The sequence below is a fragment of the Exiguobacterium sp. SH31 genome (genome assembly GCF_001816105.1).
Taxonomy (GTDB): Bacteria; Bacillota; Bacilli; order Exiguobacteriales; family Exiguobacteriaceae; genus Exiguobacterium; species Exiguobacterium aurantiacum_A.
Genome location: NZ_LYTG01000104.1, coordinates 1 through 18,297 on the forward strand (window position 1 = coordinate 1; position 18,297 = coordinate 18,297).

17 protein-coding genes and 1 other annotated feature are annotated in these 18,297 nt (G+C 52.0%); all 17 genes read left to right on the top strand.

Going from position 1 to position 18,297, the window contains the following annotated elements; genetic code table 11:
- Window positions 1–1,983 (top strand): penicillin-binding transpeptidase domain-containing protein (locus tag A6395_RS14250; RefSeq protein WP_071399553.1); only part of this gene is annotated, 1,983 nt, incomplete at its 5' end.
- A gap of 58 nt (window positions 1,984–2,041) precedes the next feature.
- Window positions 2,042–3,346 carry a UDP-N-acetylmuramoyl-tripeptide--D-alanyl-D-alanine ligase gene (locus A6395_RS14255; RefSeq protein ID WP_071399554.1) on the top strand — a complete coding sequence of 435 codons (1,305 nt, stop codon included), beginning with the start codon at window positions 2,042–2,044 and terminating at the stop codon, window positions 3,344–3,346.
- 21 nt (window positions 3,347–3,367) lie between these two features.
- Entirely contained in the window at window positions 3,368–4,327 is a 960-nt protein-coding gene (gene mraY / locus A6395_RS14260) for a phospho-N-acetylmuramoyl-pentapeptide-transferase (RefSeq protein ID WP_070327561.1), read from the top strand.
- Window positions 4,328–4,342: 15 nt separating this feature from the next.
- Entirely contained in the window at window positions 4,343–5,680 is a 1,338-nt protein-coding gene (gene murD / locus A6395_RS14265; RefSeq protein WP_071399555.1) for a UDP-N-acetylmuramoyl-L-alanine--D-glutamate ligase, read from the top strand.
- Window positions 5,677–6,753: an undecaprenyldiphospho-muramoylpentapeptide beta-N-acetylglucosaminyltransferase gene (gene murG, locus A6395_RS14270; protein WP_071399556.1), complete on the top strand. Its 1,077-nt coding sequence runs from the start codon at window positions 5,677–5,679 to the stop codon at window positions 6,751–6,753. Before murD ends, murG begins: the two co-directional genes overlap by 4 nt.
- A 13-nt stretch (window positions 6,754–6,766) precedes the next feature.
- A complete protein-coding gene (locus A6395_RS14275) occupies window positions 6,767–7,537 on the top strand; it encodes a cell division protein FtsQ/DivIB (RefSeq protein WP_071399557.1) in 771 nt (256 codons plus the stop codon).
- A 228-nt stretch (window positions 7,538–7,765) separates the two neighbouring features.
- Window positions 7,766–9,055 (top strand): cell division protein FtsA, encoded by a 1,290-nt coding sequence (ftsA, locus tag A6395_RS14280; RefSeq protein ID WP_071399558.1) that lies wholly within the window; start codon window positions 7,766–7,768, stop codon window positions 9,053–9,055.
- A 47-nt stretch (window positions 9,056–9,102) separates the two neighbouring features.
- Window positions 9,103–10,248: a cell division protein FtsZ gene (ftsZ, locus tag A6395_RS14285; RefSeq protein ID WP_070327556.1), complete on the top strand. Its 1,146-nt coding sequence runs from the start codon at window positions 9,103–9,105 to the stop codon at window positions 10,246–10,248.
- Window positions 10,249–10,301: 53 nt separating this feature from the next.
- Window positions 10,302–11,063, top strand: coding sequence for a peptidoglycan editing factor PgeF (gene pgeF, locus A6395_RS14290; protein WP_071399559.1), 762 nt, complete (start codon window positions 10,302–10,304; stop codon window positions 11,061–11,063).
- Complete coding sequence (locus A6395_RS14295) at window positions 11,060–11,713, top strand: YggS family pyridoxal phosphate-dependent enzyme (RefSeq protein WP_071399560.1); 654 nt, start codon at window positions 11,060–11,062, stop codon at window positions 11,711–11,713. The genes pgeF and A6395_RS14295 overlap by 4 nt, the downstream gene beginning before the upstream one ends.
- Before the next feature lie 23 nt (window positions 11,714–11,736).
- Window positions 11,737–12,204 carry a cell division protein SepF gene (locus A6395_RS14300; RefSeq protein ID WP_070327553.1) on the top strand — a complete coding sequence of 156 codons (468 nt, stop codon included), beginning with the start codon at window positions 11,737–11,739 and terminating at the stop codon, window positions 12,202–12,204.
- Window positions 12,205–12,208: 4 nt separating this feature from the next.
- Entirely contained in the window at window positions 12,209–12,481 is a 273-nt protein-coding gene (locus A6395_RS14305) for a YggT family protein (RefSeq protein WP_070327552.1), read from the top strand.
- Window positions 12,482–13,252 carry a YlmH family RNA-binding protein gene (locus A6395_RS14310; protein WP_070327551.1) on the top strand — a complete coding sequence of 257 codons (771 nt, stop codon included), beginning with the start codon at window positions 12,482–12,484 and terminating at the stop codon, window positions 13,250–13,252.
- 18 nt (window positions 13,253–13,270) lie between these two features.
- The gene (locus A6395_RS14315) at window positions 13,271–13,816 is read left to right on the top strand and encodes a DivIVA domain-containing protein (RefSeq protein ID WP_016509011.1); all 546 of its coding nucleotides are present in this window, start codon (window positions 13,271–13,273) and stop codon (window positions 13,814–13,816) included.
- 2 nt (window positions 13,817–13,818) lie between these two features.
- Window positions 13,819–14,039 (top strand) — a binding site (T-box leader).
- A gap of 49 nt (window positions 14,040–14,088) precedes the next feature.
- Entirely contained in the window at window positions 14,089–16,815 is a 2,727-nt protein-coding gene (gene ileS / locus A6395_RS14320; protein ID WP_071399561.1) for an isoleucine--tRNA ligase, read from the top strand.
- Between the two features lie 59 nt (window positions 16,816–16,874).
- Complete coding sequence (gene lspA, locus A6395_RS14325) at window positions 16,875–17,348, top strand: signal peptidase II (protein ID WP_070327549.1); 474 nt, start codon at window positions 16,875–16,877, stop codon at window positions 17,346–17,348.
- A complete protein-coding gene (locus A6395_RS14330; protein WP_071399562.1) occupies window positions 17,348–18,259 on the top strand; it encodes an RluA family pseudouridine synthase in 912 nt (303 codons plus the stop codon). Before lspA ends, A6395_RS14330 begins: the two co-directional genes overlap by 1 nt.
- Window positions 18,260–18,297 lie beyond the last annotated feature (38 nt).

Genomic DNA, 18,297 nt, shown 5'->3' on the forward strand with positions numbered 1-18,297 from the left:
GTCAGTACACTTAAGGCAGAGCGTGGAGAGATTTTTGATCGGTTCGGGCAACCGATTGCCATCAATATCCCGTCCTACCGGATTGTCGCGGTCTTGAAGCTAGGGGGAGAGCGGGTCGAAAACAAGACGCTCTTGCCTGACGAGTTTAAAGGTGCGTCTAAAGAGCTTGCGACGGTCATCCCGATGACTGAAGCCGATATTTTGAAACGGCTCGAACAAAATGTCGATCGCGGTCAAATCGAGTTCGGGGTACCGGGCCGTGATTTGACGGTCGAACAAAAAGAAGCAATCGAAGCTTTTGAGATTCCGGGCATCACGTTCGTAGAAGAACCGAAACGCTATTACCCGAATAAAGTCTTTGCTTCATCCGTCGTCGGCTACGCCCAAAAGATTGATCAAAACGGGCGCATCGAACTCGTCGGAGAACTTGGGATTGAAAAATCGCTCAATGACGTGCTGAGTGAATCGTACGGTTTATATCGTTTCGAGAAAGATTTAGCAGGCAGGCAGCTCGTGTCGAGCGATGAACAACTAAAAATCGACCCGGAAGACGGGGCGGACGTCCAGTTGACGCTCGATCATCGCATCCAACAACTGCTTGATACGAAAATGGATGAACTGTATAAAGAATATAAACCGAAAAATGCGACGGCGATCATCATGGATCCAAAGACCGGTGAGATCATCGCTTTGTCCGATCGTCCGTCTTTTGATCCGAATACCCGTGAGATCACGTCTTACAGCAACTTCTCTGTCTCATCACGCTTTGAGCCAGGTTCGACGATGAAAATCTTCACACTCGCCGCAGCAATCAATGAAGGTGTTTACAACCCGAACGAGCTGTACAAATCCGGGTCTTACAAGTATGGCAAGACGGTGTTCAATGATTATAACGTTACCGGATGGGGTACGATTCCTATGGTGGAAGGCGTCTGGCACTCTTCAAACGTCGCCTTCTCGATTTTAGCGAATGACCGACTCGGACTCGACCGATACGAAGATTACTTCAAGGCGTTCAAGTTCGACCAACGAACGGGCGTCGATTTGCCGGGAGAAGTGAACAGTCAATACGACTTCGATAGTCCGATGAACGTGTTGATCACAGCATGGGGACAATCGACGGCGATGACACCGATGCAAATCCTACAAGCGACTTCCGCGATCGCGACCGACGGGACGATGAAACAACCGTACGTGATTAAAAAAGTCGTCAACCGTGAAACGGGCGAGACGATTCGGACGACCAATCCGAAAACTGTCGGTCAACCGGTCACGGAAGAAACGGCCAAGCTGACACGCGAAGCACTCGACGGTGTCGTCAATAGTGATCTCGGAACCGGTCAACTGTATGCGCTCGATAATTATCGCGTCATCGGAAAAACCGGGACGGCTCAAATTGCCGAAAATGGGAAGTACTTGAGCGGTCAGTACATCCACTCGTTCGTCGGAATGGCACCGAAAGATGATCCGGAACTTGTCATGTATATTGCGGTCGACCGACCGAACGGCGACTCGTCGACGACGGGTCCGCGCATCATGGCGCCGCTGTTCAAGGATGTCATGGACGTGGCGTTGCGTTATCGAAGCGTCGAACCGGAAAAACAAACGAAAACAATCGATGCGTCGACGAAGACGACGGAAACATACGTCGAGCTTGGTCGTGATGAGGCGGTCAAGCAGGCGAAAGCCGCTTCGTTCGAACCGATCTTACTCGGTAGCGGGGACGATGTCGTCGCTCAAAGCCCGGTCGAGGGGCAATCGTACGTCGTCGGGGAGCGTCTCCTGTTGAAGACGGAGGACTCGTTCACGATGCCGAACCTATCAGGCTGGTCGCTTCGTGATGCGAAACGATTGGCGACGCTCTATCAATTGAATTTAGAAATAGACGGAACGGGCTTTGTCACTTCCCAGTCAATCGGGAAAGGCAAGCCGGTCAAGAACGGGGCGACACTCAAAGTGAGGCTCCAATCGCCGTCGAACTAACGCATAGGGATGAAGAGGGCCTCGGCTCTCTTTTCCTTTGTCACAGGAGGAAATAAGGATGGAACAGTTAACGATACAGACACTTGCTTCTTGGTTTGGGATGGAGACGGACGACACTCGTGAGGTCCGTCATGTCGCGACCGACTCGAGGGACGGTAATGAGGATGGATTGTTCGTGCCGATCATCGGGGCTCGCGTCGATGGCCACGACTTCATCGATGCGGCCGTCCAAAAAGGCGCAATCGTGACGTTTTGGGAGCAGGGGCGTCCGCTGCCGGAAGGGATTGTGGCGATTCCTGTCGAGTCACCGCTAAAGGCGCTGCAAGAAGCGGCGGCACGATACTTGGCTGAAATCGATCCGTTCGTGGTCGCGATCACCGGTTCAAACGGCAAGACGTCGACGAAAGACATGGTTGCCGTCGTTCTCGGGGAAAAGTTCAAAACCCACAAGACGGCTGGAAACTTCAACTCGGACGTCGGTCTGCCGCTGACCGTACTGCGAATGCCTCGTGACACGGAAGTCGCGGTGCTCGAGATGGGGATGAACGGATTCGGGCAAATCGAGTTGTTATCGAAACTTGCCAAGCCTGACGTCGCGTTCGTGACGAACATCGGCGAGTCGCACGGCGAACAAGTCGGAGGTCGCTCAGGGATCGCTAAAGCAAAACTTGAGATTAAAGCCGGGCTCAAACCGGACGGGGTGCTCATCGTCGATGCCGACGAGCCGCTTTTGGCCAACGAAGGTTACCGAGTCGGTTACGACGCGACGGCGGATGGGAAACTTGAAGTCGTCGAATCGACGTTTGACGCCTCGATTTTCCGCTACAATAACGAGTTTTATGAGTTAAAAGTGCTCGGAGCCCACCAAATCCGGAATGCGGCGTATGCGATCGCGTGCGGGCTCAAATTAGGTCTTGATCACGAGACAATCCAACGCGGCCTGAATCGGGTTCAATTGACATCGATGCGGATGGAGAAGCAAATGTTCGGTGACGCGCATTTGATCAATGACGCCTACAATGCGAGCCCGACATCGATGATTGCCGCCATCGAGACGGTGAAAACGTTAGAAGGCTTTAGCCGTCGTGTCCTTGTCCTCGGGGATATGTACGAACTCGGAACAGATGAACAGGCCCAGCACGAGAGTGTCGGCCACGTCATCACGGCGCCTGTGACCGATTGCGTGCTGATCGGCGACAAAGCGAAATGGATCACACAAGGGATCAGTGACCCGCGCGTGAATGTGACGATGGTCCCAACGGTAGAGGAAGCGAAAGCACTCCTCAGCAGTTATCAACGGCCACAGACTGTGATATTGTTAAAAGCATCGCGAGGACTTGCGCTTGAGCGCTTAGTCCAATAAATAGAGTAGTGAGGTACGAATATGTTAATCAGTTTAATCGTCTTAATCAGTTCATTATTGACCGTATTGGTCGTCATGCCGCGAGCCATCCCGGCGCTTCGTAACTTAAAGTTTGGTCAGGAGATCCGGGACGAGGGTCCGGATTGGCATCAAAAGAAATCAGGGACACCGACGATGGGCGGGATCGTCATCCTGCTCGCACTTCTTGTCGGCTTTCTCGTTTCGATCGTGTTTGGAGAAGCGGTCGCCGGATTCGGGACGCTCTTGTTCGTCACGCTCGCGTTCGGGATCATTGGATTCCTTGACGACTACATTAAAGTCGTCAACAAACGCAACCTTGGATTGACATCGCTCCAAAAGTTGATTGGCCAAATCATTGTCTCGGTGTTGTTCGTTTGGTTCTTATCACTTGGCGGCGGGCTCGACACAACAATCAGCATTCCGTTCACATCGATCGCGTTTGATACGGGCTGGTTCTACATCGCCATCGTCATCTTCTGGCTCGTCGGTTTCTCGAACGCCGTCAACTTGACGGACGGTTTGGACGGTCTCGTTTCGTTCTCGGCCATCCCGACGTTTGCGTTCTTTGGAATTTATGCGTTAGGACAAGACGAAGTCGGCATCGCTTGGTTTGCGTTTAGTACGGTCGGAGCACTCCTTGGGTTCCTCGTCTTTAACAAATACCCGGCGAAAATTTTCATGGGTGACACGGGTTCGCTAGCATTAGGCGGAGCGGTCGCTGGTCTCGCCCTCATGTTGAAACTTGAATTATTACTCGTCTTCGTCGGTATTATTTTTGTCATCGAGACGCTCAGTGTCATCTTGCAGGTCATCTCGTTTAAAACGACGGGGAAACGAATCTTTAAGATGAGTCCGATCCACCACCATTTCGAGATGGTCGGCTGGTCAGAATGGCGCATCGTATTGACGTTCAGTGGAATTAGCTTGATCACGGCAGTATTGTCGTTACTTCTCATGTAATGGATGGTGGAAGACATGAATCAACAGTGGAATGGTAAGCGAGTCCTCGTACTCGGGGCGGCTCGGAGTGGTATCGCAGCTGCCGCCTATTTAAAGGCGGTTGGCGCAGACGTAGTGATCAATACGGGCAGTGAGCCAACAGAAGCAGAGCAGGCAAAGATTGAAGCGCTAAACGTAAAAACTGTCTTCGGCTCGCATCCGCTTGAACTGTTAGACGAAGCTGAACTGATCGTCAAGAATCCGGGTATCCCTTATCAGATCCCGTTACTAGAAGAAGCGATTGCGCGTCACATCCCGATTTATACGGAAATCGAGCTCGCTTATTTGGCAACAGAGGCAGATTTTGTCGCCATCACCGGGTCGAACGGTAAAACGACGACGACGACGCTCGTCCATGAGCTGTTAAAAGGTGGTAAACGTCCCGTCCACGTGGCGGGGAACATCGGGGTTCCGGCCATCGAAGTCGCGACGCAAGCCGCGCCGGACGACCTGATCGTGATCGAACTATCGAGCTTTCAGCTGATGGGGGTGGAAGCGTTCCATCCCCGCTCGGCAGCACTGCTCAACTTGTCAGAAGCCCATCTTGACTATCACGGTGACTTCGAATCATACGCTGACGCGAAAGCGAATCTGTTCCAAAACATGACACCTTCAGACCGGGTCGTCGTCAAAGGTGAGGATCGAGAAGTCATGAAGCGAGTGCCGACCGGACTTTCAGCTCAAACGTTTGGCTATGAAGCCGGTGACGCGCATGTCGATTCAGGATGGGTCACTTTGCATGGCGCACGGATCATGCCGGTGTCAGAACTTGCGCTCGGAGGCGCCCATAACGTCGAGAACGTATTGGCCGCGCTCTTGTTGATCGAGCCGTTTGACATCCCGACTGATCATATCGAGCACGTCTTACGCACGTTCGGCGGCGTCGCCCATCGGACGGAGAGCCTCGGCCGTGTGCTTGGCCGAAGTGTCTACAACGATTCAAAAGCGACGAACAACGTCGCTGCCGAAGCAGCGCTCACTGGTTTTGAGGCACCGATCGTTTGGTTATGCGGCGGGCTCGAACGTGGAGCCGACCTGACATCACTCGTTCCGGCGATGAAACGGGTGAAAGCTGTCATCGCTTACGGCGAGACGGCTGAACGGTTCAAAACGTTAAGTGAATCAGAAAATATTCCGGCGCAAGCCGTCGCCACGCTCGACGAGGCGGTACCGCTCGCGTTTGAACAGTCCGTTGCAGGCGACGTGATCTTGCTGTCGCCGGCCTGTGCGAGCTGGGATCAATATAAGACGTTTGAAGAACGAGGCGAACATTTCGTCAAGCTCGTGAACGCATATGAGGAGGCAAACCGATGAGAGTCATCATTTCTGGTGGAGGGACGGGTGGTCACATCTATCCGGCGCTCGCCCTGCTCGATACGTTGAAAGAGCGGCATACCGATTTAGAGGTGCTCTATATCGGGACCGAGAACGGGCTTGAAGCCGATCTCGTACCGCGAGCAGGTATCCCGTTCAAATCGATTCGAATCAGTGGCTTGAAACGGTCGCTTTCGATTGAGAACGTCAAGACGGGTTATCGGTTCGTCCAATCGGTTCTCGCATTGCGAAAAGACATGAAAGCGTTCCGACCTGACGTCGTCATCGGAACGGGCGGTTTCGTGTCCGGGCCTGTCGTCTTCACCGCACAACTGCTCGGTATTCCGACGATTTTGCATGAACAAAACAGTATCCCGGGACTGACGAATAAGTTTTTGTCTAAAAAAGCAGATCGTGTCGCGCTGTCGTTCGCCGGTTCTGAACAACATTTCCCAGGGGCGAACGTGCAAGTCATCGGGAATCCACGGGGCAGTGAGGTCTTGAAGACAACGGCAGACGAGATGAAACTGCGCACCGAGTATGGGATTGACGAACGACCGATTGTTCTCATCTATGGCGGAAGCCGAGGGGCGGAAGCGATCAATCGAGCGGTCATCGAGGCGATCCCAGAACTCGCGACTGAACCTGTGAACGTCTTATATGTGACCGGAAAAGTGCATTTTGACGATGTCGTCGCCAAAGCGCCGAGCTCAGATAACGTCCAAATCTTGCCTTACGTCTACGATATGCCAGAACTCCTCGCTTGTGCGAGTCTCGTCGTCTCACGGTCCGGTGCTTCGACCATCTCGGAATTGACTGCACTCGGTTTGCCGAGCGTTTTAATCCCAAGCCCTTACGTGACAGCGGATCATCAGACGAAAAATGCGTCGGCGCTCGTCGAGAGCGGTGCCGCTGAGCTGATAAAAGAGCAAGCGTTGACAGGCGCGACGCTCGTCGCGTCGATCCGTCACGTCTTGGACAACCATGACGAGATGGCCGCAGCATCGAAACGATTAGGATTCCCGCATGCCGCGGAATCACTCGCCGACCTTGTTGAAGAAGTAAGCCGATAAAGGAGAGAAGTTAATGGAGACGCGTCAGAATACCGTTCGCAGTTTGGAAGATCGGATTCCGTATATGAAGGACCAACGGCGCAAAAAAGCGAATCGACGCTTGGCGACGATTCTACTCTTGTTTGCCGTGCTCATCGCACTCGTCGTCTATATGCAGACGTCGGTTTCTGACGTGAAGGCCGTGAATGTGTCCGGACTCGACTGGTTGACTGAAGCTTATGTCCTTGAGGGGACGGATCTTGACACGTCTTCAAAGATTGTTCGCATCTCTCCGAACGACATTGAGCAGACGATTCGCGCACTCCCGGGAGTGCGGGACGCCAAAGTCGATCGGTCTTGGTATAACATCGTCACCGTGGACGTCGAAGAAGAGAAGATGATCGCTTACTCGCGAAACGACTCAGAAGAAGTCGTCGTGCTCGCAGACGGATCACTTCACCCGACCGGACAAATCGATGATCCGGAGAAGTTGCAGGATGGTCCGCTCTTACGTGAGTTCACGGACGTCGCCGAGCTCGAGAAAGTGGCAAGTGAACTCGAGCAAGTCGATGACGCGATGCGGGCCCGGATGTCTGAAATCGTCTTTTCGAAAAAAAAGGATGAACCAGTCCAGTATGAGATTTATATGAACGATGGAAACACGTTGCTCACACCGACGTTCAAATTGAGCGAAACCGTCTCAAAATACGGGGATATCTTTGAAAACATCCCAAAAGGCCAACGCGGAACCGTCGTCATGGACGGAGGCTTTTACTTCGTCCCTTACGAAAAAACGAAAGAATAATCTGAATTTTTACAGTCCTTAGACACGTAAGGGCTGTTTTTTTATGGTTTGTAATCGAATTGACACCCCAAAACCGCTTAATTTGTAGGATTCTACCTTTTCTCACTATGTTATTTGTTGTAAACTTAAACGTGAGATATCTTGCCGGACCTATCAATATTTTTGGATATCTGTAACAATGTAACGGAAATTCAGAAACAGAAATTTAAGCGCGGAGGTGTTTCCCTTTTGGAAGCGAACGGTTATGTTGCCGCATTGGATATAGGAACGTCAGAAATTAAGCTCGTCGTGGGCGAATTGCTCGGAGGAACGCTTAACATTTTGGCGGAGGGGTGCGCCCCGTCTGCAGGAGTAAAACGTGGCGCCGTCGTCGACATCGATAAAACGGTTCAAGCCATTAAGCAAGCCGTCGAACATGCCGAAGCGGCGCTCGGTGATCAAGTTCGTTCGGTATATGTTGCCATCGAAGGGGAACACATTCAAATTGCCCCGTGTCATGGAATCGCATCGGTGAAACGAGAAGACCAAGAAATCACGGATGTCGACGTCATCGAAGTCATCAATTCGGCGCAAGTGATGCGTTTGCCGGATGAGATGAGCGTCATCGATGTCATTCCGTCGTCATTCACAGTCGACCAACAGACAGGGGTCGTCGATCCCCGTGGTATGCTCGGCTATCGGTTAGAAATGCACGGGAAAATGGTAACGGGTTCAAAAACGGTCCTACATAGCATCCGTCGTTCGATTGAACGGGCAGGTCTTACGCTAGAAGGATTTGTGCTCGGTAACTTGGCGCTTGGAATGAGTGCTGCTTCCGTCGATGAAATCGACCTTGGAATCGGCCTCGTCGACATCGGACATGAAAAGACGACCGTCTCTGTATTTTATCGCGGTGATCTCGTCTACTCGTATATCCTCCCAGTCGGTGGGGACCACATGACGCGAGACTTGGTATATAAACTCAACTGTAAGTACCAAGACGCAAAAGTGGCGAAAGAAGAATACGGACTCGCACTCGAAGAAATGGCGGACGCTTCTGAAGGATTCTCGTTCACGAATATTAACGGGGAAGTGGCATTCGAGCCACAAGCAGAAATTAGTTACGTTTTAGAGGCGCGAATAGAGGAAATGTTCACACTCGTGTTGAATAGAGTGCAAAAGGTAGGTGTTCCACCGCTCAGCGGAGGTTATCTCCTCTGTGGCGGAGCGGCTGCCTTGCCTGGCATCCAGGAATTGGCGACGCGCGTCATGGGTCAAAAGACAAGACTCTACCAACCTTCGTCGATTGGTGTCAGACATCCGAAATACGCGACGGCTGTCGGTGTTCTCAAGTATGTGCTCATGAGCGACCATCATGTCTCGAAGTCGCAACTTGAGAAGCCAGACGAGCGTGTGACTGTTCCGACACCAACTGGCGGGACAGAACGCGACATCGATCGTGATGACGAGCCTGAAACAACAGAGCGCGAATCTAAAAATGGATTCGGGCGTTTAATGGAAAAATTATTTGGCGTGTAAGCTGATGATGTGTTAACAATTGGAAATTACGTAGGGGGATACCTGAAATGATGTACTTTGATGAGGCGATTGACGCCGTAGCAAAAATTAAAGTAATTGGAGTCGGTGGTGGTGGTTCAAACGCCGTCAACCGAATGATCGAGCACGGAGTGCAAGGTGTCGAGTTCATCGCGGTCAATACAGACGCACAAGCACTCAATATGTCGAAAGCGGACGTCAAGCTCCAGCTTGGCGCTAAATTGACACGCGGCCTTGGTGCCGGTGCGAACCCGGATATCGGCAAGAAAGCGGCTGAAGAAAGCCGTGAGCAATTGATCGAAGCACTTGACGGTGCCGATATGGTCTTCGTCACTGCCGGTATGGGTGGGGGAACAGGTACGGGCGCTGCACCAGTCATCGCTGAGATTTCAAAAGAAATCGGAGCGCTCACAGTCGGTGTCGTCACGAAACCGTTCATGTTCGAAGGACGCAAACGGATGCAGCATGCGCAACACGGAATCCAAGCGTTCAAAGAAAAAGTCGATACACTCATCGTCATCCCGAATGACAAGTTACTTGAAATCGTCGAGCGGAACACGCCGATGATCGAAGCGTTCCGCGAAGCGGATAACGTGCTTCGCCAAGGTGTCCAAGGGATTACAGACTTGATCGCCATCCCTGGTTTGATCAACCTTGACTTCGCCGACGTGAAAACGATCATGACGGAAAAAGGATCGGCGCTCATGGGTGTCGGTGTGGCGACTGGTGAAAACCGTGCCATCGAAGCAGCGAAAAAGGCGATTTCATCTCCATTGCTCGAGTCTTCGATCGAAGGCGCGAAAGGTGTCTTGATGAACATTACAGGCGGACTCAGCCTCAGCCTGTATGAAGTAACAGAGGCTGCTCAAATCGTTCAAAGCGCAGCTGATGAAGAAGTGAACTTGATCTTTGGTTCGGTCATCAACGAAAACTTGAACGAGGAGATCATCGTCACTGTCATCGCGACTGAGTTTGCGGAAGAGTCACAAGGCACGAACCCGTTCCTTCAGCAACCGAAGAAACAAGCGGAACCTGAGGCGAACAAAGAAGTTCAACCGAAACCGACTGAACCCGCTCAACAAGAAGAAGGGAACTTCCATAGACCAGTCTATGGTGGGGACGTCCCAGACGAGACGATCAACATCCCAGCGTTCGTAAGACAACGCCGTAACTAAACAACAGGGGGTGCCGTTCTCGGCACCCCCTTTTTCTAAAAAAGGAGACTGGTATGCAACTCATACATACATGGGAAACCGAAGCGTATCGCTATCTGGCTTACGTGACGACTCGGACGGATGGACACAATGAAGGCAATGTCGGTTTGCACGTCGGCGATGATGCGGAACAAGTCATTGCCAACCGGGAACGTTTCTTCACCGAAGCAAACTTGTCGCTCAGCGATTCGGTTTGGGCCGATCAAGTGCACGGGACGCGTGTCGCGACCGTCGACGAAGCGGACAAGGGCAAAGGCGCCTATCGATACGATGAGGCGATTCAAGCGACTGACGGGCTCGTCACGACCGCTACCGATTTGCCACTCGCTCTCGTGTTCGCCGATTGCGTCCCGTTGTTCTTTTGTGCGAAAGATCACGGAATCATCGGCATGGCTCATGCCGGATGGAAAGGGACGGTCGGAAACATCGTGTCTTCGATGGCGGACGCATTCGCTCGGCTCGGGGTTCCGGAACAAGACATCGAGATGTACGTCGGACCGGCCATCACGGCCGAGCATTATGAAGTCGATCGCCGTGTCCTAGATGCCGTCAATGCCGTCTCGCCCGAAGCGTATGCGGCCTCGGTGTATAACGAATCAGAACGTCATGCGAATCTATCATTGCAACGAGTCAATGAGACACTCGCTGTCGAAAGAAACATGGACGTCACGCAGTCGAACTTGTCGACCGCTTCCGATCGAGACTTTTTCTCGTATCGGAACGGAGACGCCAAACGTCGATTTGCCGCCGTCCTCGTCAAGGAGAAGAAATTGTGAGCATAGCTGATAACGTCAAACAAGTGAGACAGAATATTGAGAACCGTCAATCTGAAACAGCGGTGACGCTCATCGCGGTCACGAAGTCGGTCGGTGTCGACGTCGCGAACGCGCTTTACGTAGAAGGGGTCCGGGATTTCGGTGAGAACCGTCCGGAAGGCCTGCTCGAAAAAGTCAATGCGATGCCGTCGGACGCCAAGTTCCATTTTATCGGTAGTTTACAGACACGCAAAGTGAGACAAGTCATCGATCATGTTGCCGCAATCCATTCGCTCGATCGATTATCGCTCGCCGAAGAGATTGACAAACGGTCCGACCGTGTCATCGATTGTTTCGTCCAAGTGAACGTATCGGGCGAGACGTCAAAACATGGGCTTGAAAAAGAGGAAGTCATCCCGTTCATCGAGAACTGTAGACAGTATCGCCATATTCGGGTCATCGGACTGATGACGATGGCTCCGTTCACAGAAGATGAAGGTGTGATCCGTGAAACATTCCGTGCTTTGCGCGAATTGCGCGACCGCGTCGCGGCAAATCGCTTCGAACATGCACCATGCAACGAATTGTCGATGGGTATGTCTAACGACTACGAGTTGGCAATCGAAGAAGGCGCATCGTTTGTTCGTATTGGGACCGTACTTGTGCAATAATATATTCTAAGGAGGAATCCGTTATGTCAATCAAAAACAAAATGAAAGACTTCTTTGGACTTGAGGAAGATCCGAATCACGCGTATGAAGGGGAAGAGTATGCTGTCGCAGAGACGAACACTCAACCGACGACTGATGCGCTCGTCAAAACCGAGGAGCGTCCGAAACCATCGAACAATCTCGTCGCGCTAAACACGAAGAAGAAAGAACGTTCGAAAGTCGTTCTTGCCGAACCGCGCGTCTTTGCCGAGGCACAAGATATTGGCGACCAGTTGAAAGAAAATCGTGCCGTCATCGTCAATCTTCAGCGCATGTCGAAAGAGCAGTCTCGTCAAGTTGTAAACTTCTTATCGGGTGTCGTATACGCCCTAGAAGGAACGATGACGTCGATTGGACATAACACGATTCTATGTGCTCCGAACAATATCGAATTGACTGGATCGATTTCGAATTTGATTTCGGAGGACGAACTAAACAGTAAAGGGTGGTAAATGAATGGAAAATGCGATCCCTGCATTAGGCAATACGATTGTTACGCTTCTTGGATATTATAGTTGGGTCTTGATTGCCTATATTTTATTATCGTGGTTCCCGAATGCGAGAGAATCAAAATTCGGACAGATTTTGACATACTTGTGTGAGCCGTTTCTTAACCCGTTCCGTCGGATCATCCCGCCAATCGGCGGTATGCTCGACATTTCTCCAATCGTCGCCCTGTTCGTGCTTCGTATGGCGCAAGCAGGAGTGCGAGCGATTTTCGGTCTGTAAATGAGCGTCTTCGATCATTATCGACCGAATGAACGCCCGTTTGTCGAGCAAGTGCTCGACTGGGTGCGACAAGTCGAGGACAACTACTTGTTTAAATTGACGGATTTTTTAGACCCACGTGAGCAACAAATCGTCAGGCAACTCGTTGGCAAACGGCTCGCCATCTACGAGGACGGCGGTTTCCCTGGAGCTGAGCGGAAACGGCTTTTATTGACGCCCGACTACTATGAACTCGACGTGAACGACTTTGAAGTCAAGATTCTTCAAATCGATTATCCGACGAAGTTTGTCGACTTGACCCACCGCCAAGTGACAGGCACGCTTCTTAACGCGGGCCTGAAACGGCAAAAGTTTGGCGACGTTGTCCTCGCTGACGGGATCGCTCAGTTCGCGACGACGGCTGATGCGGCTGGATTCATCGAAATGAACGTGGATCGCGTCGGCAAAGCCCGGGTGCGGCTGTCTGATGTACCGGCCGCATCGATTTTGACCGTCCCAGAAGTCAAATGGAGCGACGAGTTTGGCATCGTCTCCTCACTCCGCTTTGACGCGGTCGTGAGCGAGGTGCTCGGTCTATCGCGCCAGAAAGCACAGGCGCTCGTCAAACATGGTGACTGCAAAGTCAATCATAAGGCGATCACGGACGCGAGCTTTTTACTCGAACCAGACGATTTAGTTTCAATCCGGGGTTACGGTCGTGTCAAATTGACGGCAATCCTCGGCTCGACAAAGCGTGAGAAAATAAAAATCCAGTATGGCATCATACGTTGAATTTAGGAGGAAAGTCGAATGGCGTTGACACCGATTGATATTCATAACAAAGAGTTCTCGACTCGTTTTCGCGGGTACGATATCGATGAGGTCAATGAATTTTTAGATCAAATCATTAAAGAGTTTGAGCTATTGATTCGTGAAAATAGAAGGTACGAAGAACTCGTCAACGATATGCAAGCCCGTATTGACTACTTCTCCTCGATGGAAGACACGTTGAATAAATCGATTATCGTCGCACAAGAGGCGGCAGAAGAAGTCAAGACCAATGCGGCCAAAGAAGCCAGCCTCATCTTGAAGCAGGCTGAACGCGAAGCGCTCGCCCGAGAAGAGGAAGCGTCGCGTAAAGAGCAGATGGCCGAGCGTGAAGTCATTCAAATGTTGAAAAAAGTCGAACTGTACCGGACCAGGTTCCGTGTTCTCGTCGACGCACAGATGGAACTTCTAAATAGTACCGAATGGGACACGATTGTCGGAGAGCCGCCTGTCCAGACGGTTCTTGACGATACGAGTGAACTTGCGTATAATGACGACGAAGTCACACCAAACAAACATCACGGATAATAAACAATACGTTGATTAGGACACGTCAATAAAGTCACACCTACGAAGCGACTTAGGGAAGGTGCAAGCCTAAGAGAAAGACTTTATTTGGTATCCCCTATGAGTGTCATGCTGAACTGAGTAAGCGTGACCGCTTGACCTCGTTATCGGTTACCGAGAGCGGTCTCAAGGTCTACTTGAGATTAGTAGGGTGGTACCGCGAGTCGATGAACTCGTCCCTATTTAGGGGCGGGTTTTTTTTGTTTTTCAAAAAAGATGCAGGAGGAGTTTCAATGAACTACAAAGACACATTATTGATGCCTGATACAGAATTCGCGATGCGTGGAAATTTGCCGAAGCGCGAGCCAGCAATGCACGAGGCTTGGGAGCAGATGGACTTGTACAACCGCGTTCAAGAAAAGAATGCAGGAAAGCCGCAATACATTCTACATGACGGACCTCCGTACGCCAACGGTGACATCCATATGGGCCATGCACTCAACAAAGTGTTAAAAGACATCATCGTCCGTTTCAAGTCGTTGAACGGCTATCAATCACCGATGATCCCAGGTTGGGACACACACGGTCTCCCGATCGAAAACGCGCTTCAAAAAGCAGGCGTCAACCGTAAAGAGATGACTGTCGCCGAGTTCCGCGAAAAATGTGCCGCTTACGCGATGGAGCAAGTGAACTCACAACGTGAACAGTTCAAGCGTCTCGGACTGCTCGCTGACTTTGACAATCCATACATCACGCTCCAGCCTGAATATGAAGCGGCGCAAATCCGCCTGTTCGGCACGATGGCTGAAAAAGGATACATCTATAAAGGGAAAAAACCGGTCTATTGGTCACCGTCTTCTGAATCGGCACTCGCTGAGGCTGAAATCGAGTACTATGACAAAAAATCACCAGCCATCTATGTGGCGTTCCAAGTCGTCGATGGCAAAGGCGTCCTCGGGACGACCGACCATTTCGTCATCTGGACGACGACACCGTGGACGATTCCGGCCAACCTCGGAATCGCTGTCAGCGATGAGCTGACATACACACGGATCGAGCACGATGGCAAAGGGTATATCGTTGCCGAGACGCTCGTCGAAGAAGTGACGACAGCACTTGGCTGGGATGAGTACTCAGTGAGCGGATCTTGGAACGGACGCGAGTTCGAACACATGACGGTACAGCACCCGCTTTACGACCGGAAGTCACTCCTCATCCTTGGCGACCACGTCACGGCTGAAGCGACAGGCTGCGTCCATATCGCACCTGGCCACGGGGAAGACGACTACCGTGTCGGCCAAGCGTACGGACTTGACGTGTTGTGTCCGGTCGACGACCGTGGGTATATGACGGACGAAGCACCAGGCTTTGAAGGACTGTTCTATGAAGATGCGAACAAAGAGATCGGCATGAAGCTCGAAGCAAATGGCAACTTGTTGAAGCTCAAATTCATCAAGCACTCGTACCCGCACGACTGGCGTACGAAAAAGCCGGTCATCTTCCGGGCGACACCGCAATGGTTCGCTTCGATCAAAGACTTCCGCAGCGACATGTTGCGTGAAATCGAAGAAGTGAACTGGGTACCGGAATGGGGCATGACGCGCCTGTTCAACATGGTCCGTGACCGTGGCGACTGGGTCATCAGCCGTCAGCGGGCATGGGGTGTGCCGATCCCGATCTTCTACGCAGAAGACGGAACGGAAATCATCACGAACGAAACGATCGACCATATCGCCAACTTGTTCCATGAGCACGGATCAAACATCTGGTACGAGCGCGAAGCGAAAGACTTGTTGCCAGCAGGCTTCACACATCCGAACAGTCCAAACGGCGAGTTCCGTAAAGAAGTCGACATCATGGACGTCTGGTTCGATTCAGGTTCGTCACACGCAGGCGTGCTCGAACAGCGCGACAACTTGCGCCGTCCGGCCGACCTGTACCTAGAAGGTTCGGACCAATACCGTGGTTGGTTCAACTCGTCACTGTCGACTGCAGTCGCGACGACCGGCAAAGCGCCATATCGCAACGTCCTCAGTCACGGCTTCGTCCTTGACGGCGACGGCCGGAAGATGTCGAAATCGCTCGGCAACACGATTGCACCGAACGACCTCGTGAAACAGTACGGTGCTGAAATAGTACGTCTTTGGGTCGCGTCTGTCGACTATCAGTCAGACGTCCGCGCCTCGCATGACAACTTTAAACAAGTGTCAGAAGTATACCGGAAGATCCGTAACACGTTACGCTTCTTGCTCGGTAACTTGAACGGGTTCGATCCGTCGATGCGCGTCGCGTTCGAAGATATGCCGGAAGCCGACCGCTTCATGGCGACGAAGCTGAAACAACTTCAGACGAAAGTCGTCAAAGCGTACGATACGTTCGACTTTATGGCTGTTTACCACATGAGCCACAACTTCTGTGTCAACGAGTTGTCGTCGTTCTATCTCGACTTCACGAAAGACATCCTCTACATCGAACGTGAAAACGATTCGCGTCGTCGTGCCGTTCAGACGGTCATGTATGATGCGGTCATCACGTTGACGAAGCTGCTTGCCCCGGTCCTCCCGCATACGGCGGATGAAGTCTGGCAAGAAATCCCGGCCAAGACGGCGGATAGCGTCTTCTTGTCGGACCTTGAAGAAGTGGCGCCGCTCACGGAAGCAGAGACAGAATTACTCGCGAAATGGTCGAAATTCCTCACGTTCCGCGACGACGTCTTGAAAGCGATCGAGATCGCCCGCGGCGAGAAGTTGATCGGGAAACCGCTCGAAGCAAAACTTCAGATCGCACCGAAGGGTGAGACGAAAGCGCTGCTCGACACGATCGATAACGTTCGTCAACTCCTGCAAGTGTCACAACTCGACTACGTCGATACGGCCGACGTCGACTACGCGACGGCGAAGATCAGCGTCGCGAAAGCAGACGGTGCCGCTTGTGCCCGCTGTTGGACGTATTCGACCGAACTTGGTCAGAACGCAGATCATCCAGAACTTTGCCCGCGCTGTACAGAAGTCATCGCATGAGCCGGACCGGAGTGGCGCACAGTCCACTCCGGTTTCTTATGACTTGAAAGGAGAATTTGATGAAACGTTATTACGGATTAGCAGTCGTTCTCATTTTGCTCGACCAAGTGACGAAATGGATCGTCGTCCAGACGATGACGATCGGTCAATCGATCGAATTGATCCCGGGATGGCTCTATTTGACATCGTACCGCAACAGAGGCGCGGCCTGGGGCATGCTCGAAGGACAGATGGTATTCTTCTTCGTCGTCACCGCCGTCGTTGTCGTCGGTCTGATCTACTTCTTGCATAAAGAAGTGAACGGGTTCAAACTGCTCGGCTACAGTGTCGGCTTACTGCTCGCCGGAGCGATCGGCAACTTTATCGATCGTCTGTTCCGGGGCGAGGTCGTCGACTTCGTCGACACGTACCCGTTCGGCTACAACTTCCCGATTTTTAACGTCGCCGATATGGCACTCACGTTCGGGGTCATCTTTATGATCATCGGCGTCTTGTTCGAAGAAAAATTAAACAAAGAAAGGGGACAATCGTAATGGAAACTTACACATTTGTCGCCGAAGAAAAGGCACGGATCGATAAATGGATGAGCGAACGAAGTGACTGGTCACGTTCGCAAATCCAAGACTGGATTAAGGCGGGGGACTTGCTCGTCAACGGTCAAGTCGTGAAGCCGAACTATAAACTGCAAGAAGGGGACGAAGTCGTCGTGACGGTGCCAGAAGCCGTCGAACTCCAAGTCCTCCCCGAAGATATTCCGCTCGACGTCGTGTTCGAGGACGAGGATGTCATCGTCGTCAACAAAGCACGTGGCATGGTCGTGCACCCTGCGGCCGGTCATACGTCTGGAACGCTCGTCAACGCGCTGTTATATCACTGTGACGACCTCTCAGGCATCAATGGTGTGAAGCGTCCAGGTATCGTCCATCGCATCGATAAAGATACGACGGGACTGCTCATGGTCGCGAAAAACGATATGGCGCACGAGTCACTCGCGCAACAGTTGAAAGACAGAACGATCAAACGCGAATACGTCGCCCTCGTCCACGGCGAGCTCGTCCATGAGCTCGGATCGATCGAGGCGCCGATCGGGCGCGACACGAACGATCGTCAGCGCATGACGGTGACAGACAAGAATGCGAAAGAAGCGGTGACACACTTCCGTCTGCTCGAGCGCTATAAAGACTTCACGCTCGTCGAGTGCAAGCTCGAGACAGGACGGACGCATCAAATCCGTGTCCATATGCGCTATATTGGCCATCCGCTTGCCGGAGACCCGAAATACGGACCGCGTCGGACAATCGATTTGAACGGGCAAGCGCTCCATGCAGCCACGCTCGGCTTCCATCATCCGCGGACGAACGAATGGCTCGAGTTCGAGGCGGCACTCCCGACCGACTTCGAGGCAGAGCTCGCAAAATTGGACAAAATCGAGAAAACACGTTGACTTTCAACCGATTCAGATTTATAGTCTAGAAAGCATAA

Excerpts from the sequence above, each read along its gene's own strand:
- A6395_RS14330 (WP_071399562.1), top strand. The coding sequence starts at position 17,348 with ATGGAAACTTACACATTTGTCGCCGAAGAAAAGGCACGGATCGATAAA.
- pgeF (WP_071399559.1), top strand. The coding sequence starts at position 10,302 with ATGCAACTCATACATACATGGGAAACCGAAGCGTATCGCTATCTGGCT.
- A6395_RS14255 (WP_071399554.1), top strand. The coding sequence starts at position 2,042 with ATGGAACAGTTAACGATACAGACACTTGCTTCTTGGTTTGGGATGGAG.
- mraY (WP_070327561.1), top strand. The coding sequence starts at position 3,368 with ATGTTAATCAGTTTAATCGTCTTAATCAGTTCATTATTGACCGTATTG.
- ftsZ (WP_070327556.1), top strand. The coding sequence starts at position 9,103 with ATGATGTACTTTGATGAGGCGATTGACGCCGTAGCAAAAATTAAAGTA.
- A6395_RS14305 (WP_070327552.1), top strand. The coding sequence starts at position 12,209 with ATGGAAAATGCGATCCCTGCATTAGGCAATACGATTGTTACGCTTCTT.
- murD (WP_071399555.1), top strand. The coding sequence starts at position 4,343 with ATGAATCAACAGTGGAATGGTAAGCGAGTCCTCGTACTCGGGGCGGCT.
- ileS (WP_071399561.1), top strand. The coding sequence starts at position 14,089 with ATGAACTACAAAGACACATTATTGATGCCTGATACAGAATTCGCGATG.
- murG (WP_071399556.1), top strand. The coding sequence starts at position 5,677 with ATGAGAGTCATCATTTCTGGTGGAGGGACGGGTGGTCACATCTATCCG.
- lspA (WP_070327549.1), top strand. The coding sequence starts at position 16,875 with ATGAAACGTTATTACGGATTAGCAGTCGTTCTCATTTTGCTCGACCAA.
- A6395_RS14275 (WP_071399557.1), top strand. The coding sequence starts at position 6,767 with ATGGAGACGCGTCAGAATACCGTTCGCAGTTTGGAAGATCGGATTCCG.
- A6395_RS14310 (WP_070327551.1), top strand. The coding sequence starts at position 12,482 with ATGAGCGTCTTCGATCATTATCGACCGAATGAACGCCCGTTTGTCGAG.
- A6395_RS14300 (WP_070327553.1), top strand. The coding sequence starts at position 11,737 with ATGTCAATCAAAAACAAAATGAAAGACTTCTTTGGACTTGAGGAAGAT.
- A6395_RS14315 (WP_016509011.1), top strand. The coding sequence starts at position 13,271 with ATGGCGTTGACACCGATTGATATTCATAACAAAGAGTTCTCGACTCGT.